Raw genomic sequence first — 23,778 nt, 5'->3', positions numbered from 1 at the left:
CTTAATCGCAAAATCCGGCAATAATGTCGGCCATTGTTTTGACGGCTTCGACAAACCCCGTCAAAACAGCGCGAGACACAATGGAATGACCAATAGAGTATTCGCTAATGCCGTGCGTTTTGGAAAACGCATAGATATTGTCATAATTGAGACCATGCCCCAGATTAACACGAAGCCCGAGTGTACGTGCATACGTGGAGGCCGTGACGAGTTTGTTAAATTCGCCTGTGGCATCCTCAGGAGTCGGTGCATCGGCATAAGCACCAGTGTGCAATTCGATGTAGTCCGCCTTGACTGCAACCGCAGCATCGACTTGCGCCTGATCCGGATCGATAAACAAGCTGACCTTGATGCCATCTCCTTTGATACGAGCAATGTAATCTGTTAATCGAGCTTGCTGACCAACGACGTCGAGACCACCTTCCGTGGTGAGTTCTTCTCGTTTTTCTGGTACGAGGCAGACCATATGCGGTTTGGTTTTTCGAGCAATACCTTCCATTTCTTCGGTAGCGGCCATTTCCAGGTGAAGTCGGGTTTTGACTGTTCGCGCAATGAGTTCCACATCGCGATCTTGTATATGGCGTCGATCTTCGCGGAGATGGACGATTATCGCACGCGCTCCAGCCAGTTCGGCAAGGTGTGCGGCAGTAACAGGGTCAGGCTCGATGGTTTGTCTGGCCTGGCGAATTGTGGCCACGTGGTCGACGTTGACGGCGAGCAGAGGCATGGGGATCTCCTTGTATTGTCATCATCGCAATAAAAGCGGCGAAATTGTGAAACAAAAATGGTTTAGAATGTTACGAAGAATTGTTTGGAATTGCAACGTATGGAGTGATAAAAGCCATTAATAGGAGTTTTTAGGGGAGTGGAAATGATATTGTAATTGGAGACACTGGTTGTTGACAAGGCTATGAGCTGGTCGTAGTAGAGACGGCTTTCCACACACACCTACGCTTTATGAGTAAAACCTACCCAACAAAATTTCTGGAGAATAATTCACCATGAACGTATGCATCGTCGGGACCGGATATGTCGGTCTAGTTAGCGCTGCTTGTTTTGCTGAAATGGGCAACGACGTGTGTTGCGTCGACATTAACCCCACGATTGTAGAAAACCTTCGGAAAGGTATCGTCCATATTTATGAGCCTGGATTGGACGAGCTTGTCAAACGCAATGCTGATCAGGGACGACTGACCTTCACCACGGATCTGGCTGAAGGGATGGAGAATGCCCTGTTTGTCTTTATTACCGTAGGTACGCCTCCGCGTGAAGATGGCTCGTGCGATTTGAGCTATGTTTACGGACTGGCCGCTGAGATCGGCAACACCATGGAATCTTATAAAGTTATTGTCGACAAGTCGACAGTTCCTGTTGGTACTGCTGATGAAGTGCGTTCCATCGTGAAGAAAGAGCTGGCCGCCCGGAATCATGATATTGAATTCGACGTGGTGTCCAACCCCGAATTTTTGAAAGAAGGGGATGCGGTCAATGACTTTTTGAAGCCGGATCGTGTTGTCGTCGGTACGGAAAATGTTCGTACGGCAGAGCTTCTGAAAGCCCTGTATGGCCCGTTTGCCCGGAGCCGTGAAAAGATGATTGTCATGGGTGTTCGCAGTGCGGAAATGACGAAGTACGCTGCTAACTGCATGTTGGCCACGAAGATTTCGTTTATCAACGAAATTGCCAATATTTGTGAACGGGTTGGCGCAGATGTCCGAGATGTCCGTGCTGGAATCGGATCGGATCATCGCATCGGCTACCAGTTTATTTATCCTGGCGTCGGGTATGGGGGATCGTGTTTCCCCAAAGATGTCAAAGCTCTCATTAATACCGCACGGCAATACGGTTTTGAACCGCAACTTTTAGCGTCGGTGAACGATGTGAATAACCGGCAAAAGCTTGTTTTGCCTGGTAAAATCGAAAGCTACTTTGAGTCTCGCGGCGGAGTGGAAGGGAAGACCTTGGCGTTATGGGGGCTTGCATTCAAAGCGAATACTGACGACGTCCGTGAAGCCGCTGCGTTTACGCTTATCGATGCGCTGACGGCGAAAGGCGTTCGGATTCGTGCGTTTGACCCCGTTGCTGGAAATAATGCGCGAGAACACTACGAAAATAATTCGCTCGTCGAAATTGTCGATGAACAGTATGAAGCATTGTCTGGAGCTGACGGCCTTGCCGTTGTCACCGAGTGGAACCAGTTCAGAAATCCTGACTTTCCGCGTATTGAGAAAGCTCTGTCCGATGCGATTATTTTTGACGGGCGCAATCTGTACTCGCCACAATTAATGGCTGATTTTGGCTTTGCATATATTTGCATTGGCCGCCCTGACGAGCTGCAATAATACAACATAATAAAAGCGCGGTTCGTTTTCGGACCGCGCTTTTATTATGTTGTAAAGAATCAAAAGTTGTAACGAAGCGGCAAAGATATCGCGTTAGCGACCTGCACCGATGCTTTTCCAGCAGGTTCTAATCATAAGTTCCTGCAAAATAAGCCTTTCGTATTCGTTCGAATTCTCGTTTTCCTGGCTTTCTTCTTCAACGAGGATACGTTCAAGGTATTGAGTTTCTTCCCAAAAATCGAGAAGTTCTTCGTCTGCCAGGGTTTTTATCTGGTCTTCGAGCGGAAATTGGTCCGCATTCGGGGAGAATTGACCCATTCTGGCGTTGCCCTCCTTGCCGCACTCTATTGTACGCTGCGATGTTTCTTCGATTTTGAATGAACATTGCAAATTTTGCAATACCTAGAGGCGAGCAACTTACCGAAAAAAACGCTGTGAGCGAAAATTTCATATGAATGGTTTGGAGAAACCTGTAAAAAGAAGTCGTGAGTTGTTGCCAGTGTGCGTATTTCCATATAGAAATGAAGTGACAAACTGCTGGCACTGGTCGTATTCGACTTCATTTTCTTCTCTACCCGGGAGATTTGTGCATGGAAGAAACCCAGAAGAGGCAAGACGCAGAATTGATGCAGCTTGTCACCTTCAGTATCGGTGAGGAGGAGTTCGGGGTTGATATCCTGAAAGTTCAGGAAATCATCCGGATGATGGAAATCACCAAGGTCCCACGCGCCCCTGATTTTGTCGAAGGCGTGATTAATCTGCGCGGAAAAGTGATTCCGATCATCGATCTTCGCAAACGTTTTGGTTTGTCTTCCCGGGATCACGACAAACATACCCGCATGATAGTAATTGAAATCAATAATATGATTGTTGGGTTTGTTGTTGATTCTGTCTCTGAAGTGCTGCGGATTCCGTCGAGTACGGTTGAGCCGCCACCGCCCGTTGTTTCCGGCCTGGAATCGGAATACATCAGCGGGGTGGGCAAACTTGAAGATCGTTTGCTTATTTTGCTTGATCTGGATCGATTGTTGTCCAGCGAAGAACAGGACATTCTGTTGCAGGTATAACGGCATCAAGACACAGCCGCTGAATGCAACGGCTGTGTCTTTCTCTGTTTGTGCTGCGCAAAAAAATGTTTCAACGTTTTTGCTGCAGTTTTTTTTCTTGTCTTTCCGGAGCGTATCTGTACCGGAATCGTTTACATGACCAGCCGACTCTATTCGTGTTCGTGCGTTGTTGACCTTGTCTCCTGTCGGAGATCTAAAGGCGGCTTTCTGTGCTGTATCCTAAAGAAATAAAAGATTTTTTTGAAAAGAAGACGGATGTCGCGCGTATCTATAAAAGTGGCGTTGCATCACTGGCTTTTTTGTGTCTCGAGCTCGTTTCGCAGGGGAGAAACGCTGTTGTTCTGGTGCCTGGCGCATCGGAGTTAACGCGTATAACAAGCCTTCTTCAATTGCTTTTTGCTGAAGACGAGATGGTTCCTCTATGGGAACGACGCGCCATGGCGTTACCAACGTGCCTTCCTCAACGACCAACATCCGTGAATTGGGCGAAGCGTTGGGCTTTTTTGTATGGCCTCGAAACGATGCAGAATGCACGTATCATGGTGCTGACGGCGGATAATTTTATCCCGAAATGGCCCGAACGCGATGTGTTAAGGGAAAATTCACTGGTTATCTCCAAAGGCGAGGAACTCCTCCATGAAAGTCTTTTGGAACAGGCCGTTCAGTGGGGATATCAACGACGTGCGTATGTCAATGATCCTGGAGAAATAGCCGTACGCGGCGATATTCTTGATGTCTTTCCTCCTGGATACAAGCATCCTGTCCGCCTTGAATTTTTTGGCGAAGAAGTCGAGGCATTACGCCTTTTCGATCAATCGAGCCAACGCTCTCTGAGAGAACTCGATAGCGCGGTTATTTTGCCGGCCGCACCGGCGGTGCCGTCTCCTGGGCTCGTGACCAAGGCTCGAAGTATGTGGAAAGAGAAGGCGACAACGGGTGAGTTGTCTCGTCATCTCATGACCCAACTTGATGATCAGCTTGAGAGACAGGAAGGGTTGATGTGGCCCGGCTTGTTTTATGAGAATCCCACGCGTCTTGAAGAATGGTTTCCCGCTGATACGGTGTTTGTATTGGCCCGAGCAACAGAACTTCGGCCGCGTATTGAAGAACAGGAATTCGCCTGGCGTGAATTTTTCGCAGAAGAACGAACAGCTCTTGAAGGGGGCTGGCCTCGTGACATGATCGTCTGGCCAGAAGGGTCGGCACGCAACGTCTGGGTTGATGCTCCTCAGATTATTTTTGAGGACTTGTTATATGGGCATGGAAAATCCGGTGTCGATTTACCGGAACGATCATTAGAAAGTTTTCATGACTTATTTTGGAAGCCGGATGAACTACGTCGGCCCTGGGCTACACTTGTCAAAGCGTTAGCCGACTGGAACAAAACTCGTCGACAGACAATTCTTTCGTTTCATACAAAGCGGTCCCGCGACAAATTCCTGAAAATGACAGCCAGCGATGGGCTGGGATTTCATACTGAGTACGGCCTTGATGCCACCGGGTTGTTTGCACTCATATCGCCTTTGAAAAAAGGGATGGATATCGACTGGAATCAGACGTTGATTCTCGCTGAAGATATCTTGCAACCTTCCGGAAGTTCAACGCATGACGCTGCAGCAAAGAAAGCCTTCGAAGGATTGACAAGCTTCGATGATATTAATCCCGATGATTTGCTTGTGCATCGTGATTATGGCGTTTGTCGATTTGAAGGATTGTCTCGACTGAATATTGGCACGGTTGCCAACGACTTTTTGCTGCTCATGTTTGACGCCGACGATAAACTCTACTTGCCGGTAGACCGACTTTCGTTGGTAAAACGCTTTAAGGGACCGGAAGGCGCTTCACCATCGCTCGACAAGCTTGGAGGGACACGGTGGAAGGCATCACGTTCACGAGCCCAGAAGGCCATTGAACGCATCGCCAAAAATCTTGTTGAAATGTATGCATTTCGCAAGGTGGCCAAGGGATATGCATACGGCCCGATGGACGACTTGTACTGGGAATTTGAAGCAACATTCGGCTTTGAGGAAACTCCCGATCAGGAACGGGTTATTGCCGAAGTTTTTCGCGACATGGAACGTCCGGAACCGATGGACCGTCTCGTCTGCGGCGATGTCGGATTCGGGAAAACCGAAGTTGCAATGCGGGCCGCGTTTCGAGCTGTTCTCGATGGAAAACAAGTCGCGATTCTGTGTCCAACAACCGTCTTGGCTGAACAACATTTTCAGAATTTGAGCAAGCGTATGGAAGGATTTCCCGTGAAGGTCGGCATGCTCAGTCGTTTTGTCCCAGCAAAACGGCAGAAAGTTGTCCTGAATGAGGTTGCGCGAGGTCAGATTGACATTCTTATCGGTACCCACCGGTTGCTCTCCAAAGACGTGATATTTCCAAACCTGGGATTACTTATTCTCGATGAAGAGCAGCGTTTCGGCGTGAAACATAAAGAACGCATCAAGGAGATGCGGAAGAATATTGATGCGCTGACGCTGACGGCAACACCGATTCCACGTACCTTACAGTTATCCATGTCCGGCTTACGTGGATTAAGCGTTATTGAAACTCCGCCAACGGATAGAAAACCGGTTGAAACGGCGCTCATTGAACGCGACGATGCCATGCTCGCCAAGATCATCCAACGCGAGCTCGATAGAGAAGGGCAAGTATTTTATGTGCATAATCGGGTGCAAGATCTGGAGACTGTTACTGCGAAAGTCGCTACACTTGCACCGAATGCACGAATCGGCATGGCGCATGGCCAAATGCCGGAAAAACAGCTTGAAGAAGCCATGCATAAGTTCTGGCATGGTGAGATTGATATCCTTGTCTGTACGGCTATCATTGAATCCGGCTTGGATTTTCCCCGCGCTAATACATTGATTGTTGATCAGGCGCACATGTTCGGGCTTGGCCAGCTCTACCAGCTTCGTGGGCGAGTTGGTCGAAGTGAGCGCCAAGCATACGCATATTTTATGACACCGTCGCTGGATGCGCTTTCAGAAATTTCAAAAAAGCGGCTTCGCGTCATTTTGGATATGGATTATCTCGGGGCGGGATTTCAAGTGGCAATGGAGGATTTGCGACTACGCGGTGCCGGAAATATTCTTGGAGAAGCCCAGTCAGGACATATCGCAAAAATTGGTCTCGATTTTTTTCTGGAAATGCTGGAAGACGAGGTGCGCCGGTTGAAAGGAGAAGCTCCAAAAACCGAAACCGAACCGGAATTGACATTCGGTGTCAAGGCGCGCATTCCCGAAACTTACATTGAAGATGCTGCGGAGCGGTTGCGTTGGTACAAAGCCATGACCAGCGCTGAGGATGACGCGCGACTGGCCGGAATTCGGGCCGATATGGTGGACCGTTATGGACATGTACCTGAAGAGTTGGAAAATTTCCTGGCAGCGCTGTCATTGAAGCGAACGATGGCAAAACTCGGTGTTGAGAAAGCGGATTTGTCTACTCGAAAAGTTGTCATGCATTGGGCGAAGGATAGTCAGGCAGTTGATCCAACTCGGATATTCGCGTTCGTTGATGCACACAGCAAAAATTCAAAATTGCTTCCTCCGGCAGGACTGGAATGGCGACTTCCCGACAACGAAGTACTCCCGGTTTCTCTTGCCAAAGCCTGTGATGCGCTCTCTGAATTGGTGTAATGCATGGTGATGTCAATATTTCAATGCGTATTATCCTTTCCGATTTCGTGTTCGTTCAAATGGGGTAAACGATGGACACCCTTGCTTTGTGTTCTTCTGCTTTGTTCCATGGTTGTCGGTTGTTTGGGGAAGGATGAACAAACCGGCACCGTGGCAACGGTGAATGGGGAACCCATTCTTTATGATGACCTCAAATTTACCTTCGATCTAGCCAATTACGGTCGCCCTCATGACATTGCTTCAAACCCTCAAGTATTTCGTGAAGAATTTGGTGCGGCGTTGGCGGACCTCATTGTTGCGAAACTCGTTGAACAGGAGCTTGAAAAACAAGGACTTGCGGTGGACGAGGTCGAGTTTGAGCAAGCCTCAGACCGTATTTTTGCTGAATATGGAACCAAAGATAAGGCTGCCGTATTACGTGAGGAGAACATTGATAAGGACATGTGGGAGCGGAGTTTTCGGCGTGACCTCGCATTTGAAAAATTTTTGCGGACAGTCATTGATCCCTCTATAACAGTTGAGATCGCTGAGGCTGCGCAATATTACAAAGACCATCCCAGTGAATTCTATCAACCTCGGCGCATTCGCTTTTTTTTCCTGCAAGGCCCCCGTGAAGAGACCGTTATGGAGGCTGCTCGTTCTATGTCGCAAGACGAACATCAGGGGACGTCACTTCCGAAGGCCATGGAACATATTCACCAAGAAGAGCTTTTTTTACCGGTAGAGCGGATTCCCCAAGAGTGGATTACACCCATTGAGCAATCCCGCACACAGCATAAACCCATTGTATTTAAAGCAGACATGGGGTTTCAAGGTTTCGTATTTGTTGAAGATATTTCTGCACAGCAACTAGACGCGGCCAGAGCGTTTCCACTGTCACAGCAAGCGGTTTTGGAAAAGAAACGAAAAATGGCATTTTCCAAATGGCTTGCCGGGACAGTACAAGCGGCCGACATTGCTGTGAGTAGTCATCTTCTTCCCAATTTTTCTATTGCCGATGTCGTTCATGAGCAGAGCCTTTCAGCTTTTAATTCCTCCGATACAGATACGGAGCATCTGGAAAACGTTGAAGAATCCGAAACATCAGCTCCACGCGCATCGCAGAAAGGTCCCTAATGTTCGTTGCATCCGAGAAGAATTCAGACTACACGAGTTGAAACTTGAATTTGAGAGTGCGGTGTTGACAATTTACCGAAATAGCTTGTCCCTTTGTTAAGGTATTATCGAAGTTATTTTTCGGTATTGGATGTCTAATTGATTGTATTCGGAGGATAATGTGACGCGAAAATGTCTCTCCATCCTGTTTCTCATATTTCTTGTCTCCAATGTTTCTTGTTTCGCTCAAGACGTTGTGGATAAAGTTGTTGCCGTCGTCAATGGAGAAATTGTTACGTTGTTTGAGGTCGACCAGATGATGGATGTATATCTCAAGCAAGCCAAGAAAAAATCTTCAGATCTTGACGCAGCAACAAAGCACAATTTGCGTCAAAAGATTTTGATGAATCTCATTGATGATATTTTGCTTCGACAAGAAGCGGAACGTTATGGAATAAAAGTTACAGAAAAAGATATTCGTACGCATATCCGCGAGTTTCAAAAAAGCAAGAACCTTACAGATTCGCAATTTGAGGTCGCATTGCGGCAACAAGGTCTGACACGACAAGAATATGAAAAAAGTCTCAAGAGAGAGCTTGTAAAAAAACAATTACTGGCTTTTCAGGTGAATCGCAAAGTTGTGGTAACGGATGAGGAACTTGCATCATTTAAAGAAACGGGTGCTCCAATACCGACTGCCGCAGCGACGCCATCGAATACAAAAGCAATTGGCTTGATTATGGTTTCGGATGCTGCAACCGTTAACTCCATTGCACAACGCATAGCGTCCGGTTCTTTGACGTTCAGCCAAGCTGCCAAACAATATTCTTCCGGCCCCGGTGCTGCTCAAGGTGGACATTTGGGGAATATTACCATTGGTGATCTTGCACCGCAGTTGCAAAAGGCGCTTTCCAGTGTTTCCCCTGGTGAAATATCGGAACCAGTGCAAATGGAAGGAAAATACATCCTTTTGACGTATTTGGATTCAAACGTCACCACCGACGCTCCTCAGTTGTCTGTGGATCAAATGGCAAACAAGCAACTGTATGAAATGCTGTATAAAACAAAATTGGAAAAGCGATTCCACGAGTATTTGGAACAGTTGCGAACACGAGCGGTCATTAAAATTCGTTTAGACGAATAAAGTCGACAATAAACGCAAGAGATCCCGGTTTTACCGGAGTCAACCGGTTCATAACGCAACGAGGCTGGAATAGCCGGCAAGACGAAGGAGAGAGGGGTATGGATTTGCTGGAATTGGGCACAGCCCTTCGTGAAGAGCGAGAGCGGCAAGAGTTGAGTGTAAAGGACGTAGCCGATCAAATTAAAATTAGCCGTCATTGCCTGGAAGCAATAGAAGGTGGTCGGCAAGAAGAATTGCCTCATCCCGTGTACGCCAAAGGGTTCATCAAAAATTATGGTCGTCTGCTCGGTTTTGACCAGGATGAACTCAATGAAATCTTGTCGGAAATTTTCGTCATGGAGACGGAGCCGATTCGAGAAGTTTCTCGAATCGATGCGTCTGAAGCTTCCACACGCATTCGAGCCGGCGGTGGATCTTCCTCGAATACAACACTTTTTGTTGCAATAGTTCTGTTCCTCGTCATTATTGCGGGAGGCGTGTGGTTTTTGTTTTCGCGGCAGGCGAGTCAGAAAGATCTTGTTAACATGAGCTTTCTCTCAGACATTTTTTCTTCGAAAACGGCATCAACCGAGCCCCCGGCAAATTCGGAGACTTCTTCAACGGAGACATCAACCGAGCAAATGTCCCAGACTGCGACGCCAACGCCGATTCCTCAACAAAACGTCATGCAAGAATCTTCTGCAAGTCAAAGCATCAACACACCGCAAACTCTTTCAACAGATGACGTAGCGAATGAACCTCCGACATCGATGTCATCAAAATCGTTGACTGACGCTGGACAACAGGCTGAAGGCACTGATGCAAATGCAGCCGAGAAGGCGATGGCTCTTGAAGACGGGAAAAAGTGGGTTGAAGTCTTTGCAAATCAGCCATGTTGGCTCGAAGCTGGTACCGACTCCACGAACCTGAAAGAAATATTCTTGAAAAAAGGACAACGTTTTGTCGCCAAGTTCGAAGGCAATTACATCATGCGCGTCGGTAATGCAGGAGGAGTCTCGGTGACTCTGAATGGAGAACCATATCCCCTTACTGCAGCTCGGGGTGAAGTGAAGACCTTGCATTTTCAATAAATCTGGATTGAAGACGAATATTGCCGGAGTATGAGGAACAGGACTACCTTTCCGGTTCCAAGGCGTTGCGATCATGGAGTCTACTGAGCAGACGTTGATCCTGAAGACTGGACGAGTCAAAGAGAATGACCTTTGGCTCAAATTATTCTCACCTCACCGCGGTGTATTTACGGCATTTGCGTTTGGAGGATTGCGAAGCCGGCGTCGTTTTTGTGGATGCCTTGATGTCTTCAATCACGTACTTTTCACCATCCGCTCCCCTGGAAATGGAAAATACCTGCAACTCCTTGAAGGTTCTCTTATAAACGGATACCCAAATCTTCGCCGTGATCCCTCCAAATTGGGAGCGGCGGTGAATTGTCTTCAGTTTTTTGATGCGGTCCATATCGGCCCTGAAGGAGCCCAAACTGCATTTGAACTGATGACGAACACGCTGGATGCTATCAATGGGGAGAACCAGACGCCGGCCATGCTCCCCGTGTTTTTTCGGCTAAAAGTTTTACTACAGCAGGGAGTTTTTCCGCAAACAACGTTCTGTTGTCGATGTAACCGCCCACACGATCCAGCTGTACAGGGAGTGGTCCAGGTCCATACTGGAGAAGGAAGCATTGTATGCTCGGACTGCGCCAACGATGGAGAGAAGGACGTTATCAACCTTGATCCTTGGACGCTTGATATTATTGCTGCTGTCGCGATGAGTGATCCACCCGCGTGGAGTGGTTTGATTGTGACGGAAGAGTCGGCCAGGGAACTCGATATTATCATTGATCGGTTTGTCGGTCGTCATCTGGGGCTGAACTGGAAAGATGGTCGATTCATCGCTTCATGATCGAGTTATCGACACAGCAACACGCAGAGCTTGTGTGCATTTCGTAGGGGATACAAAGACTGTCCTGCGAAACTGGAAATTTTTTACGTATTTCAATCAGCAATTCATGTCAGGAGCCATCCATGCATTTCCAAAACGTTATTTTGACCTTGCAGGAGTACTGGACCAAGCAAGGTTGTATTCTTGTCCAGCCATACGACATCGAAGTTGGGGCAGGTACATTCAATCCATCCACGTTCTTTCGCGTCATCGGTCCCGAGCCTTGGAATGTGTGCTATGTCGAACCGTCACGGCGGCCAACGGATGGTCGATACGGGGATAACCCCAACCGACTGCAGCATTTTTATCAATTTCAAGTGATTCTCAAACCTTCACCGGATAATGTTCAGGATATGTATTTACAAAGCCTGGAAGCGCTTGGCATCAGCCCGGCAGAGCATGATATCCGATTTGTCGAAGATGACTGGGAGTCGCCCACGCTTGGCGCTTGGGGACTTGGTTGGGAAGTCTGGTTGGATGGCATGGAAGTCACGCAGTTTACGTATTTTCAGCAAACCGGTGGTATTGACCTCACGCCGGTCAGCGTGGAAATTACATATGGTCTTGAGCGTATCTCCATGTATTTGCAGCAGAAAGAATCCGTATATGACCTGATGTGGAACGATACGGTGACATATGGGCATGTATACCATCAAGCAGAAGTGGAACATTCCAAATACAATTTCGATGAAAGCGATCCCGAGATGTTGCTTGGCTTCTTTAATTCCTATGAAGCTGAATGCAAACGGCTTTGTGAAGCCGGTCTTCCGTGGCCTGCCTATGATTATTGCCTGAAATGCTCGCACACCTTCAACCTGCTTGAAGCGCGTGGCGCGATCTCCATTACGGAGCGCACCGGTTATATCACACGGGTCCGCAATCTGGCCTCGGCGTTGGCGCGACTCTATGCGGTTCAACGCCGTGAGTTGGAGTTTCCCATGCTTGACCGTGAGCAAGCCGCGCTGTTGTTGCAGGATTAAATACCAGGCATGACGCAGTGTGAGAAAGTCACTGTGTCTGACAATGAAGGATGCAAGCACATGGCAACGTTTTTATTTGAAATTGGCTACGAGGAAATGCCGGCGCGGTTTCTTGCCCCACTGGCAAAAGATATGCGTACGCTTCTGGCCGAAGGACTCGAACAAACTAAAATTGAATACGAAGACATGCGTGTCAACGTTACGGCTCGGCGGCTGTCGGCGGAAGTTACAGGAATGAGCGAGATCACTCGCCAAGAAGAAGAGGTCGCGATGGGACCTCCAGCCAAAATCGCCTATGATTCGTACGGCGCACCGACTCCTGCTGCAACAGGTTTTGCAAAGGGGCAGGGGGTGGTTCTCGAAGATGTTTTTGTCATGGAAACCAAAAAGGGTGATTACCTCGCTGTACGGAAAAAAACAGGCGGAGAGCCGTCTCTGTCTATTTTACCTTCCGTTTGCATGCACGTCTTGGAGCGGTTGAGTTTTCCGAAGAAGATGCGTTGGGGCAGTCAAGATGCCACATTTGGCCGACCTGTACGCTGGGTGGTTGGACTGCTTGATGAAAAGGTCGTTGACTTTACGTTCGCTGGAGTGGTGTCGGGCCGCACGACCTACGGACACCGCGTTATGGGAAATGGTCCTTGGGAGATTCCGACTGCAACGGATTATGAATCCCTGATCACCGACCAAGGTCGGATCGTGACCAATGCCCAGACGCGTCTCGACACAATTATTCAGCAATGTCAGGCGTTGGCTGGCGAAGTGGATGGAATGCCTGTCTTCAATGATTCTCTTCTCCAGGAAGTATCGGGACTGGTGGAAGCGCCAATGGTCGTTCGTGGTGCCTTCGATAAAAAATATCTCGAAGTGCCGCGTGAAGTGCTCTTATCGAGCATGGAAGGCCACCAAAAAAGCTTTGGTATTGAAGGCAAGAACGGCGAACTGCTTCCATATTTCTTGACGACAATCAACCTGGTGCCGAAAGACCTTGAGCTTGTCCGTAAGGGATGGGAGCGTGTCCTGAAAGCACGTCTGGAAGATGCTCGCTTTTTTTGGGAAGCCGACTTGTCCGTTAGTCTTGAACGCTGGCTGGAAAAGCTCGAACATGTTGTGTTTCTTGGACCTCTGGGTAGCATGGGAGATAAATCCCGTCGTTTGGAACGCTTGTGCGGCATGTTTGCCAAGTCTGTCAATCCCCAGCTTTTGCTTGATCTTTCTCAAGCTGGTCGTTTGGCCAAAGCTGACCTTGTCTCTGAAATGGTTGGCGAATTTGCTGAGCTTCAGGGCATCATGGGCAGCATTTACACAAAGCGTAAAGGGGAGAGCGAGAAAACAGCTACAGCCATTGGAGAGCAATATCTCCCAGAAGGGCCGGACAGCCCTGTTCCCTCCAGTCTCTCTGGTGCATTGTTGGCTATGGCCGATAAGCTTGATACGATGGCAGGGTGTTTCGGGTTGGACATGGTTCCGACTGGAGCAGCCGACCCGTATGCTTTACGTCGGGCAGCTCTTGGGGTGTGCCGCATTCTGATGGAACACAATCTTCACCTGTCTTTATCTGAAATCGTGGACAACGCGTTTGCAGGGTACGAAGGCACATCGTTTCGCCTGTCCGTTGAAGAAGCGCGGGACAAATTGCTTGATTTCATAAGTCAGCGTCTCCGGGCCTATTTTCAAGGAAAAGGATACGCCACAAAGGTTGTTGAAGCCGCTTTGGGTGGTGGGGTTGATGATGTCCCCGGATTAGCCGCTCGCTTGGCAGCCCTTGATGAATTCAGTCAAAGTCCTGATTTCGAGCAGGCGGTTTTGACATTCAAGCGTGCCGCCAACATCATTCGCAAGCAGGGTGATGAGGCTGGTGTAGAATTGTCCGGAGTCATCCGTCCGGAACTGTTTGCAGAGCAGGCGGAACGCGATTTGGCGGGAGCTCTTGAAACAACGGGCCCACGCTTTGATGAATTGTGGACACAAAGCGCATTTTCCGATCTTTTCGGATTGCTTGGAGAATTACGACCTGTTGTCGACGGTTTTTTCGACAATGTCATGGTGATGTGCGACGACGCTGATATACGTGTTAATCGCCTGAATTTACTGTTGGCATTGGTTTCTCGATTAGGACGACTGGCCGATTTTTCAGCGTTACAAGTCTAGCCTTATATATACCGGCACAGTGAAGCCGTACCGGCAAACGCAGCGGGATGATTGAAAAACCCAAGAAAGGCTTGACATGAGTCTTTCTTGGGAGTAAAAAATTTCGCTTTGTGAATCATTACTGACTTTTTTCATACCAGAAGAGATAACAAGGAGGAATCCCCTTGGCGAACCATAAATCCGCCCTCAAACGTCATCGTCAGAACCTGACGGCTAATGCTCGTAATCGCATGATGCGTACCCGTATTAAAAATGCCGTCAAAAAAGTTCGTACCGCTATTGATGAAAACAACAGCGAAGCCGCTACAGAAGCTTTCAAGGCCGCGTCGTCGATCCTCGACAAAGCTGCCGGCAAGAAAGTCATTCACTGGAAGACGGCTGCTCGCAAGGTTTCCCGTCTGAACGACGCTGTTCGAAAAATCGAAGCCTAAATATGATGGTCCATACGGCTGCCCTTGGGCTGCTGTATGAAATATTTTATGCCGTCTGAAAGGCACGACAGCCCGCCTGAAGTGACACACACTTCAGGCGGGCTGTGTCATGTGCATCATACGACTTTTCTTTCTCTGCTTTGCAGTGGAGTTTCCGTTTTTTCCGAATTTCGGCATGATAGGATGCTACGAAGCGGTTGCCGAGGAAGACTGTTTTTTCGCGTCTTCGGTTTCAGGCATATCGTGATATTTCTCAAAGACCCACGACAAGCCGGGAACGGCATCAATTAAGCCGAGTTGACGGCAATACTCTCCAAATAAAATTAAGCTGGCTCGTTTTTCGTCGCTTAAATCATAACCGACGTTGTCAAAGTATTCGAGTAACGCTTCTGGGGAAATCCAGTCGCGCTGATGATCTCCTTGAATCAGCTTCGGCAGGTGACTCGGGAGTGTTTGCTGTATTTCATCAAGCGCCCTACCTAAATGGCGAAGCTGCTCTTTCTTGGCTTTTGACAAACCGACACGCGCAATCCAGACGGCAAAAACAAACGGTAGGCCTGTGAATTCATGCCATAGCGTGCCAAGGTCAAAGATATGCCAATCGTCTGGAGGCTCAAGAAAGATTTTCAAGGCGATATCGCCAATCTCAAGACATGGAATACCATGCTCCACACCGGTGCCAGGAGCGATATTGATCCATTTAGGCTCTGGAAGCTTCCAATGAAAGCGCCAAAGAACGCGCAATAATGCGATGGAGCTTGCGGAGGCGGTTGTTAACCCGACCTCACCTCCGTTTTCTACATATTCGGTCAATTCATCGCGATCCAGTGGCGAAAGGAACAGGACGCTCTGAATAGGGCCTGTTGTCGCACTGATACTGATGTCGGGTAAGAGTTGAAAGTGTTCGGCATGTTTGAGGTAGAGGAATGAAGACGATGGAGAGACATCGATGTCTGCGCATAAGAGCGCGTTGTTAAGATCTTCGGGATGACCATGGCTGAATTCAAGTTCGCTTTGAATTGGGTGCGATTTGAGTTCTTCAAATAAAGGCCAGACATTGAGATAGCGAATGCGACCAATGCGCAGAGGTTCATTTTTCATGGATTGGAGGTAGCCGATGATACGTATTGTGACAAGTTGAGAATAGGCTTTGAGAAAAAAAGAACAAAGGCGACCTCGAAAACGAGGACGCCTTTTCAAGCTGAGCACGATCTGTTGAATTAACTGATCTTACGCAAGCTGAGAAATCAAGGTTTCCTTGATCGATTCGATGGTGCCTTCACCATTGAGTTCGATGTATTTGGTTTCGCCTTTGGCGGCCAAATCTTTGTAGAAGTATGCAGCGGCCAGGGTACCGTCTTCGGTGTTGTAGTAGATATCGTGGCGTTTGTTGATGGCGCCTTCGTCCTGGTCGTCGGCGCGGGAGGTCAGAGCACCACCGCACACGCGGCATTTATCTCCGTCGGGCTTGATGGCGTCGATGAAGATGTTGTTGGGGTGGTTGGGGTCGTTTTCACAGAGGCGACGGCCCATGATGCGGTTTTTAGCCACTTCGCGAGGCAGAAGAATTTCGATAACGTAGTCGAGTTTCAGGCCTTCTTTCTGCAAGGTTTCCCACAGTTTTTCAGCCTGGACTTTGTTGCGGGGAAAACCGTCGAGGAGCCAGCCGTTGGCGCCTTTGCTCTTCAGGGTTTCGAGCACCATGGGGATAGTGATATCGTCGGGCACGAGGTCGCCACGATTGATGTATTCTTTAGCTTTTTTGCCGAGTTCCGTGCCACCGCCGATATGTTCGCGGAAAATAGCGCCGGATTCGATGTGAGCCAGGTCGTATTTTTTCTTGACCAGGGAACCTTGAGTGCCTTTACCGCTGCCGTTGGGGCCAAAGATCAGAATATTCACAGATTGCCTCCTTGAAAAATTTTTCACAAAGAAGTGTTCCTTATCCCTGGTCGTCGCCTGTGTCAATCTCGACACATCGTCTCGATCGTTTGGGCTTGGTTTCGAAACGGACGCCTTGCCGGGTGACGACGGCCTGTGTTGGGCCGGGAAATTGGACGGTCTTATTGCGATGTTTTGCCACAACGGCGTTATCGAGGTTGAAAAGTAGATCTGATCGTGATCGACTTCCTGGAATTGATTCCAGTACCGTTTTATAGGCTCGTAAACGTGCTGCCTTGGTGCTCTTGCGAAGAGCGTCTTCGGGAATCAGTAATGATGAATCGTTTGTCGAGTCAGCATGAAGGAGAGGCAACCCGTTCTCGTCAAACCATTCTTCATCATAGCGAGCCATACGCCAGAGATCTGCGACCTGTCGTAAAAATACGGGATTTTCTTTGAGAAAGAACGGTAAGAGTTCGTGTCTGATACGATTCCGCAGGAATGTTGGATCATTGTTGGAGGCATCTTCACGCCACTCAAGACCAAGCTCTTCGGCCATCTGGCGAAGTGTTGTTTTGGAGGTGAGCAAAAGTGGCCGGAGAATGCTGCGTGATGTATCGCAACCAGGCATACCGCCAAGGCTGGGCCAGCCTGTTCCGCGGAGCAATCGCATGAGCATGTCTTCTGCCAAATCGTTGGCATGATGCGCCAAGACCGTCCAGTTTGCACCAATACGTTTGGCAACCGTTCGATAGAGGGCATATCGCATATATCGTCCGGCTTCTTCCAGCCCTAAGCCTTTGCGTTGCGCAATGCGGGCGACATTTGTATGAAATATATGACAGGGCATGGATAGACCGGCGCAAAGGCGTTCGGCAAATGCGGCATCCTCTCCAGATTCTTTCCGGAGTCCATGATCGATATGTATACCGTGGAGGTTTAAATTGAGGTGATTGCGTAGCGCAAAAAGGATATGGGCCAGAACCGTCGAATCCAGCCCGCCAGAAACAGGAATAAGCAGTGTGGTGCCCGAAATTTCGGTGTGGAGTTCTTTGTGAACAAAAGACTCCACACCAAGGCAAAAACGCGCCCAACGTGAGGGGAGATCGGCCAAATGTACAGGATTGGCGTGCATATCCCTGGGCATGTTGCGAGATTATACTGGAATATCAAGTTCGCGGATAAAATCATCCAGGGAGTCCATGAGGTGTAAGCGTAGCTCCGGATTGCAATAAGTTATGCACGAGCAGCGTAATTTTCCCAAACCACGGACCAGAAGTTCCATTTTGACAAAATCTCGACCGATTTCAATGGCGACAATGTAGGGGCCACAGCTCTCTTTGTGGCTTTTTTGTTCTTCGGTCAGGAACATTTCCGGAACAGGAAGATAGAAGACTCCTTCCAATGAACTAGCCAGCCCCTTATCTTTGAGCCGCTTCTCGATTTTTTTCAAATCGGCTGTGGTCAGTTCGTCGATGAGATACGAACGCATTGGCGATCCCCCTTCTTGCCCGCAGTAGGCACTTAGTTCTTGTTTTGACGCCGGTCCTTGTGGGCGTCTTCAGGCGCTTTTTCGTTGTCGAGATTGAACATGCGCCTGGTCACGTCGAGAAAGCGTTCGCCAGCCTCTTCTTCGGCGGCGCGGCGTTTTAAAAAGATGACGGGATCATGAAATATTTTATGACTGATGGAATAGGCCAAAACTTCAAGGGCCTGACGAGTTTCGTCGCTGATGTCTGGTCCAAGTCGTTTGAGCGTTTTCCCCAATTCTCGAGCTGCAATTTCATCCCCACGCTTCAGTAAATCGACAATGGTCGGTTGAAGATCAAGCGATGCAAGCCACGTATCAAATCGTCCAACTTGTTCTGCGATGATGTTTTCCGCTTTCTCGGCTTCATCACGGCGCTTGGCAATGTTTTCTTCGACGACTTCTTTCAAGTCATCAATATCATAAAGATACACATTGTCGAGGCTATTGACGTCAGGGTCGATGTCTCGTGGAACGGCAATATCGATAAAAAACATCGGACGATATTTACGTTGTTTCATCACACGGCGCATGTCTTTGGCCCGAATGATGCTTTCTATTGCACCAGTGGACGAAATAACGATATCCGCTTGGCCCAGACATTCAAGCAAATCATCGAACGGAGCCGGCCTTCCTCGGAAGCGGGTGGCCAGTTCTTCGGCCCGTGAGTACGTCCGGTTACAGACGACAATATCTCGTACTCCGGCTTCGATGAGATGGGTTGCAGCAAGTTCGGCCATTTCACCTGCGCCGATGAGCAAGGCTCTCTTTTCTTTCATTTCGCCAAAGATGCGTTTAGCCAATTCAACGGCAGCATAGCTGATGGAAACGGCACTGGCACCGATACCGGTTTCGGTACGTACGCGTTTGGCGACAAAAAAAGCTTTATGCAAGAGCCGATTGACAATGACCTTGGCCGTACTGCTCTCAACACTGGACTGATACGCCTGTTTCAATTGACCCAGGATTTGAGGTTCGCCAAGCACCATGGAGTCGAGTCCGGCCGATACGCGAAATATATGGCGAACAGCATCAAGATCTCGATGGATGTAGAGATGCGGTCGCAATTTTTCAGCGGTCTTACCTGCATGCTTGGCCCAAATTGAGAGCACGATGTCTTCGGCCTCACAGTCCTGTTCAGCAACAACCAAGCATTCTACCCGGTTGCATGTGGACAATACAAGGCTCTCACGAATAGCCAAACTTTCAGAAACAAGTTTGGAGGCAAAAATACCCGGATCTGCCAAGGCATAGCATTCCCGGATATCAACGTCGGCGGTCCTATGATTTAGACCGAAAAGGATAATGTCATGGCGCATGGATTAGGCTGCAAAGCTATGGTGGGTCGGCAACAGAAAATTGATGCCGAGCATGGATAAAAAGGTCAACGCAAATACCCAGATGGCCAGCCAGGCTGTCTTTCGTCCCTGCCAGCCGAGCATGGTACGCTGGTGGAACAAAAAGGCAAAAAGCAGCCAGATAATAACGGCTACCACTTCCTTGGGATCCCAGGAAAACACCTTATTCCACGTCAGACCGGCCCAAATGAAGCCCGTAACGAGCCCCAATGTGTACAAAGGAAATCCTACAACAACGGCCCATTGGTTCGCACGATCGATGGCGGATAACGAGGGGAGTGCTTTGGCGAAGCCAGCCAGTTTTTCTTTGGTTTTGATTTTTCGTTCAAGATATAAATACATGACACCGGCCGCGCAAGCCATGGTCAAGAGGCTTATGGCGATAAATAATGTGCCGATATGCAAACCAAAGAACAAACCGCTCAGATAGGCCGGCAATGAAACTCGAACGCCGGTTGTGGCGTACGCAGACAAGTAGAGTGTCAGTGCCAGTGGAGCCGCGCCAAGACCAAGAAATTGCAAGCGGAGCTTCCACCAGATAACAAAGTAGATCAAAACAACCGACCACGCGAGAAGGCTGATATAGAAGTTGCTTTGTGCCAGAACTTCAGCTCTCCCGGCGAACAGGGTAACAACAAGAAGTGTGGTATGGCAGAAGAACCCCGAGCCGGTAAGACAATACGCGAGTTTCTTGGCCGTGGAGCTCTCTTTGAGCACTCCGACGAAAAGCATCCCTGCTCCAAGCAAATACAGGGCGATGACGGCAATAGAGAGCACATTAGCAAAGGTCATGAAGCAAATCCTCAATCCGTGGATGCGCCTCTGGAGGTAAAATTTCTTCCAGAGCTGCTTTGGCCCGGCTTCGATCTTGCGCAGCAAGGGCGTCCATAAGGTCGGAATGGACCAACCTTCTGAAAAATTCCGAGTTTACTGTGGAAGGATAACCCAAGTCAATGATAACCGGTCGCAGTCGACGCATGAGGGTGAGCATGGCGGCGTATTCTTCACCGAAAACGGTATCGAGTTCACGACGAATTTTACGCGCGAGAGCCGGGCTGGCTCCCCCTGTAGAGACAGCAACGGTCAATTCTCCTCGATTATGAACAGCGGGTACAATAAAACTGCATTTCTCAGGTTGATCAATAATATTGCATAATATACCGCGAGCATGACACAGTCGACTGATTTCAGCGTTTAACATGTCATTGCTTGTGGAAGCTATCACAAGAAATCGTCCATTGAGGTCTGTTTCGACGAAGGACCGGTTGGCGAAAACGACGCGGGGATCATCAAGGAGTCGTGACAGCTTTGGGGAAGGGGCAGTAATATCAACCACGAGAAGCTCCTTCGGGTTGGCCTCCAGCAGCCCCTCGACTTTACGAATGCCGACACCTCCAGCGCCAACAACAAGACAGCGCTTATCTTTGAGGTCGATAAAAATAGGGTAATATCGCATGCGCATCCTTTAGCACAGCCGGTGGCCGGGGTAAAACAAGGAAAAGCACTTCCTTTTGCGGCCAACTTCGCGTACCGCACAAAATCAGTATTCATTACGAGGCCCGTATGCAGCATATACTTGTTATTCAATTGGCCCGTTTCGGCGATATCATCCAGACGAAACGTCTCGTTGCAACGTTACGCGCACGACATAATACGACTGTCCATCTTCTTGTAGATGCGTCCATGGTTTCCGTTGCAGGGTTGTTGTATCCTGATGTTGTCGTCCATGCTATTGATGCCCATGCCGGAGCAGGGCATACCGATATGTCCCAGCGATTTGACTGGACACTCAAGACGCTTTCCGCATTGCGTAGCATTGGGTTTGAGCGTGTTTACAATATCAATTATTCGGGCATGAGCCAGGCCCTCTCCACGCTGTTCGATCCTGATATCGTGCGAGGGTATGCGTTATCTCACGGACAGGCGACAAAAACCGACTGGAGTAGGCTCGGGTTTCGACTCACCGCCAATAGACGAACAAGTTGTCTCAATCTCGTTGATTTTTGGGCGCATTTTACGCGTCAGCCTCTTCCTGCAGATCAAGTGAATCCAATACCGCAATCATCCGGAGGAGGGATTGGCGTTGCACTCGCTGGCCGCAACGCCCGTCGTAGCCTGCCTCCAGCACTGTTGGCTCGTGCCACTATGACCATGGTTCACAGTATGGGGGCACGCCGGATTGTTTTATTGGGCACAGCAGCAGAATCAGCCTCGGCACGAGAGTTTATGCAACATCTCAAGCCTGGGTTTCTCGAAAAAGCAACCGACCTGACCGGGAAAACATCGTTTGCCGATCTTTTTGAAATCGTATCCGGGCTTGATCGTCTTCTTACTCCCGATACAGGACTCATGCATTTAGCTGCGCATGTTGGAACTCCGGTAACGGCATTCTTTCTCTCGTCGGCCTGGTGTCATGAAACTGGACCGTATGGTCCGGGACATATGATCTGGCAGGCGGTATTCCCGTGTTCTCCCTGTCTCGAATCCAGGCCGTGTCCAATAAAAACCGCTTGTCGTACTCCCTTTGAAGACCCCACATTTCCACGTTGTCTCGCCAAACCGCAAGCAGCATCTCTTCCTCAAGGACTTGTCGGATTTTCCACGGAACTCGATGCACTTGGCGTTCGTTGCGTACCTCGGTATGGAGAAGACGACCGTGAAAAAGAACGGGAATATGTGCGTTCTTTTTTACTTCGCCATCTTGAATTGTCGTCCCCTGGTGCCGTTCCTCTGTCCTCTGAACAGGCTGGGACCTTGTATTCAGAGCCTATGTGGATGTTGCGCTTTGACCATGGCCGGGGAGATACCTTGCAATTTCTGTCGCCTGCACAGTGAAATCAGGAGAATGCTTCTGTGACTACACCGTCCATGCCCTCTGTTCGTGTTCTTGTTGTGTTGCCTCTGTACGGCGGGTCGCTGCCCGTTGGCCGATTTGTCATGTCTGCGTTGACTTCTTTGGGACATACCGTTGAAGCGTTTGAAGCCCCTGATTTTTACTCCGCGTTTACCGCCTTGAAAGAGCTGCGGGTTTTTCCCGAGAAATACGACTACCTCGAGCACGAGTTCGTTCAATTTCTTTCCAAGGCGATACTGGCCAAAGTAGAGACATTCGAACCTGATCTTGTGTTGTCTATGGCACAGGCACCATTGTCTCGTCAGGCGCTCAAACGGTTGCGGCGGGATAAGGTACCGACGGCGATGTGGTTTGTCGAAGATCACCGTGTTTTTCCGTATTGGGAAGTCTTCGCGCCATTGTATGATTTCTTTTTTGTCATTCAAAAGGAGCCGTTTCTTTCGAAACTTGCTGGAATCGGCGTTGAAAATGCGATGTACCTTCCTATGGCCGCCGATCCGAATCATCATCGTCCTTTGGAGTTGACGGTACAAGAGAAGCGGAAATATGGCTCGGATATTTCATTTCTCGGTGCAGGATACCCCAATCGGCGTGTCGCCTTCCGGGAATTACTCGGTTTTGATCTGAAGATTTGGGGAACAGAATGGGATGGCGACGCGAACTTGGCACCGTATGTTCAGGAAGAAGGTCGGCGAATTGATCCTGCTACAGCAGTGAAAATTTACAATGCATCGAAAATCAATCTCAATCTGCATTCCAGCATGCAAGCGAAAACGCTCGTTACTGGCGATGATTTCGTGAATCCACGAACTTTTGAACTCGCCATGTGTGGAGCCTTTCAACTTGTAGACAATCGGCAATTACTTTCAGAGCACTTTTCGTCCGATGAACTCGTCACTTTTGATTCCATGGAAGGACTCAAAGCGCAAATAGACACGATGCTGCGTGATGAGGACGCACGCCATGTCATGGCGCAACGCGCTCGAACGCGTGCTTTGGCCGAACATACCTATGCTGCACGCATGCAATGTCTGCTTGATTTTGTCGCCTCGCGTCTGCCAGGCTGGCCGCATCGGGCATCATATGACACGGCGTTATCCGAGCTTCCAGAAGCGATTCGTCAACAAGTTGGCCAACTGTTGGAACGCCATGGACTGCGCCCAGAAGTCTCTTTTACGGATCTCGTCTGGACTTTGCGCAAACAGAGTGATCCATTAAGTGAAATGGAAACGGCCATCCTGTTTCTCGATGAATGGCAGAAACAGTATGGCCGTCAACATTGACAGATATGATGATACTATCTCGTCCTGCTAAGCAGGGATTATGACGACTACACGTTGTGGGAAGCGCTGTGCAGCT

At 49.0% G+C, this 23,778-nt stretch carries 21 protein-coding genes; 12 read left to right on the top strand and 9 right to left on the bottom strand.

Translation table 11 applies throughout. The annotated features are described in order from the left end of the window. Position 1 precedes the first annotated feature (1 nt). The gene (locus G451_RS0104740) at positions 2–727 is read right to left on the bottom strand and encodes a pyridoxine 5'-phosphate synthase (protein WP_027183351.1); all 726 of its coding nucleotides are present in this window, start codon (positions 725–727) and stop codon (positions 2–4) included. A gap of 274 nt (positions 728–1,001) precedes the next feature. Here G451_RS0104740 and G451_RS0104735 point away from each other — a divergent pair, with 274 nt between their 5' ends. Continuing rightward, a complete protein-coding gene (locus G451_RS0104735) occupies positions 1,002–2,342 on the top strand; it encodes a UDP-glucose dehydrogenase family protein (RefSeq protein WP_027183350.1) in 1,341 nt (446 codons plus the stop codon). Positions 2,343–2,435: 93 nt separating this feature from the next. Here G451_RS0104735 and G451_RS0104730 read toward each other — a convergent pair whose 3' ends face one another. Then, the gene (locus G451_RS0104730) at positions 2,436–2,660 is read right to left on the bottom strand and encodes a hypothetical protein (RefSeq protein WP_027183349.1); all 225 of its coding nucleotides are present in this window, start codon (positions 2,658–2,660) and stop codon (positions 2,436–2,438) included. A gap of 272 nt (positions 2,661–2,932) precedes the next feature. Between G451_RS0104730 and G451_RS0104725 the strand changes: the two genes are divergently transcribed. The 9 genes from G451_RS0104725 to rpsT all read left to right on the top strand — a co-directional run bounded on the left by G451_RS0104725 (position 2,933) and on the right by rpsT (position 14,798). Further along, positions 2,933–3,409 carry a chemotaxis protein CheW gene (locus G451_RS0104725; protein ID WP_027183348.1) on the top strand — a complete coding sequence of 159 codons (477 nt, stop codon included), beginning with the start codon at positions 2,933–2,935 and terminating at the stop codon, positions 3,407–3,409. Positions 3,410–3,618: 209 nt separating this feature from the next. Next, a complete protein-coding gene (gene mfd / locus G451_RS0104720) occupies positions 3,619–7,059 on the top strand; it encodes a transcription-repair coupling factor (protein ID WP_156921518.1) in 3,441 nt (1,146 codons plus the stop codon). 81 nt (positions 7,060–7,140) lie between these two features. Next, on the top strand, positions 7,141–8,175 hold the full coding sequence (locus tag G451_RS0104715; protein WP_169727822.1) for a SurA N-terminal domain-containing protein: 1,035 nt from the start codon (positions 7,141–7,143) through the stop codon (positions 8,173–8,175). Positions 8,176–8,335: 160 nt separating this feature from the next. Further along, positions 8,336–9,298 carry a peptidylprolyl isomerase gene (locus tag G451_RS0104710; RefSeq protein ID WP_027183345.1) on the top strand — a complete coding sequence of 321 codons (963 nt, stop codon included), beginning with the start codon at positions 8,336–8,338 and terminating at the stop codon, positions 9,296–9,298. Between the two features lie 98 nt (positions 9,299–9,396). Continuing rightward, entirely contained in the window at positions 9,397–10,368 is a 972-nt protein-coding gene (locus G451_RS0104705; RefSeq protein WP_027183344.1) for a helix-turn-helix domain-containing protein, read from the top strand. 73 nt (positions 10,369–10,441) lie between these two features. Then, positions 10,442–11,197, top strand: a complete 756-nt coding sequence (gene recO, locus G451_RS0104700; protein WP_027183343.1) for a DNA repair protein RecO — start codon at positions 10,442–10,444, stop codon at positions 11,195–11,197. Between the two features lie 122 nt (positions 11,198–11,319). Next, entirely contained in the window at positions 11,320–12,216 is an 897-nt protein-coding gene (glyQ, locus tag G451_RS0104695; RefSeq protein WP_027183342.1) for a glycine--tRNA ligase subunit alpha, read from the top strand. A gap of 60 nt (positions 12,217–12,276) precedes the next feature. Continuing rightward, entirely contained in the window at positions 12,277–14,367 is a 2,091-nt protein-coding gene (gene glyS, locus G451_RS0104690) for a glycine--tRNA ligase subunit beta (RefSeq protein ID WP_027183341.1), read from the top strand. A 164-nt stretch (positions 14,368–14,531) separates the two neighbouring features. Next, on the top strand, positions 14,532–14,798 hold the full coding sequence (gene rpsT, locus G451_RS0104685) for a 30S ribosomal protein S20 (protein ID WP_027183340.1): 267 nt from the start codon (positions 14,532–14,534) through the stop codon (positions 14,796–14,798). Positions 14,799–14,984: 186 nt separating this feature from the next. Here rpsT and G451_RS27645 read toward each other — a convergent pair whose 3' ends face one another. The 7 genes from G451_RS27645 to G451_RS0104650 all read right to left on the bottom strand — a co-directional run bounded on the left by G451_RS27645 (position 14,985) and on the right by G451_RS0104650 (position 21,021). Continuing rightward, positions 14,985–15,899, bottom strand: coding sequence for a menaquinone biosynthetic enzyme MqnA/MqnD family protein (locus tag G451_RS27645; RefSeq protein ID WP_084448411.1), 915 nt, complete (start codon positions 15,897–15,899; stop codon positions 14,985–14,987). A gap of 129 nt (positions 15,900–16,028) precedes the next feature. Beyond that, the gene (locus tag G451_RS0104675; RefSeq protein ID WP_027183339.1) at positions 16,029–16,700 is read right to left on the bottom strand and encodes an adenylate kinase; all 672 of its coding nucleotides are present in this window, start codon (positions 16,698–16,700) and stop codon (positions 16,029–16,031) included. Between the two features lie 40 nt (positions 16,701–16,740). Beyond that, positions 16,741–17,826 (bottom strand): tRNA lysidine(34) synthetase TilS, encoded by a 1,086-nt coding sequence (gene tilS, locus G451_RS27640; RefSeq protein WP_084448377.1) that lies wholly within the window; start codon positions 17,824–17,826, stop codon positions 16,741–16,743. A gap of 9 nt (positions 17,827–17,835) precedes the next feature. Then, on the bottom strand, positions 17,836–18,171 hold the full coding sequence (locus G451_RS0104665; RefSeq protein ID WP_027183338.1) for a hypothetical protein: 336 nt from the start codon (positions 18,169–18,171) through the stop codon (positions 17,836–17,838). Positions 18,172–18,203: 32 nt separating this feature from the next. Then, on the bottom strand, positions 18,204–19,526 hold the full coding sequence (gene hemA, locus G451_RS0104660) for a glutamyl-tRNA reductase (RefSeq protein ID WP_027183337.1): 1,323 nt from the start codon (positions 19,524–19,526) through the stop codon (positions 18,204–18,206). A 3-nt stretch (positions 19,527–19,529) separates the two neighbouring features. After that, entirely contained in the window at positions 19,530–20,357 is an 828-nt protein-coding gene (locus tag G451_RS0104655; protein WP_027183336.1) for a cytochrome C assembly family protein, read from the bottom strand. Next, positions 20,344–21,021 (bottom strand): precorrin-2 dehydrogenase/sirohydrochlorin ferrochelatase family protein, encoded by a 678-nt coding sequence (locus G451_RS0104650; protein WP_027183335.1) that lies wholly within the window; start codon positions 21,019–21,021, stop codon positions 20,344–20,346. Before G451_RS0104650 ends, G451_RS0104655 begins: the two co-directional genes overlap by 14 nt. A 107-nt stretch (positions 21,022–21,128) precedes the next feature. Between G451_RS0104650 and G451_RS27635 the strand changes: the two genes are divergently transcribed. Beyond that, a complete protein-coding gene (locus G451_RS27635) occupies positions 21,129–22,400 on the top strand; it encodes a glycosyltransferase family 9 protein (RefSeq protein WP_051261153.1) in 1,272 nt (423 codons plus the stop codon). 33 nt (positions 22,401–22,433) lie between these two features. After that, positions 22,434–23,702: a CgeB family protein gene (locus G451_RS0104640; RefSeq protein ID WP_027183334.1), complete on the top strand. Its 1,269-nt coding sequence runs from the start codon at positions 22,434–22,436 to the stop codon at positions 23,700–23,702. Positions 23,703–23,778 lie beyond the last annotated feature (76 nt).

It is taken from the genome of Desulfovibrio inopinatus DSM 10711 (genome assembly GCF_000429305.1).
Lineage (GTDB): Bacteria > Desulfobacterota > Desulfovibrionia > Desulfovibrionales > Desulfovibrionaceae > Alteridesulfovibrio > Alteridesulfovibrio inopinatus.
This window is presented reverse-complemented; position numbering and strand designations above follow the sequence as displayed.